Below are 629 nucleotides of genomic sequence, written 5' to 3'. Positions count from 1 at the left end.
TAGGTGCCCAGTGACGTGCCCGAATGCAGGCCATCGGAGGAGAGTGCGGCCATCAGGTGGGCATCGGTCACCCGGGCCATCATCGCGGCGGGCTCATCTGCGACGGCGCCGGATTGCGAGCGTACCGCAGGCCAGAACCGTGCACGCGCGGCCTCCACTGTTTCCTGCGCGCCAACCCAGTACAGGGTGCGGGGTGAAGAGCACGCCTGCTGGCCGAACCAGAGAACATCGTTAACGAACCGGTGGGCAAGCTGCTGCAGGTCTGCGTCGCTGCTCTGCAGTACATGCGCGGCATCGATGGCTGCCACACCGAATCGATCCGGGAAGGCGAGTTCAACAGCCAGCGGCGCCAGCGGCAAGGAACGGATCTTGGCGACCGTTGCGTCGCCGCCCCAGATGATCCGCGCATGGCAGCTGCGGGAGATCAACGTAGTCACCGCGTCATCATGCGGATAGGTCAGCAGCACGCTTCGCTGCAGGACGTCGGCATGCAGCCCTTCCTCGCGCATGGCGTGCAGGATCGAGACCAGTGCCTCGCGTTGGGGACTGTGCTTCTGCGACAGGCGGGCTACGTTGCGATTGCCGGCCAGCACGGACATCAGCCAGGCATAGGCGAACAGCACATCGAC

Annotated in this window: 1 protein-coding gene; it reads right to left on the bottom strand. The window is 65.2% G+C overall.

Going from position 1 to position 629, the window contains the following annotated elements; all coding sequences use genetic code 11:
* The coding region (locus BIU82_RS16940) for an acyl-CoA reductase (protein ID WP_216099042.1) at window positions 1-629 on the bottom strand (629 nt) is incomplete at both ends.

It is taken from the genome of Arthrobacter sp. SW1, assembly GCF_001766675.1.
In the GTDB taxonomy this organism is placed as follows: Bacteria; Actinomycetota; Actinomycetes; order Actinomycetales; family Micrococcaceae; genus Arthrobacter.
Note: the sequence above shows the minus strand (reverse complement) of the source record. Positions and strands in the feature narration are given on the sequence as shown.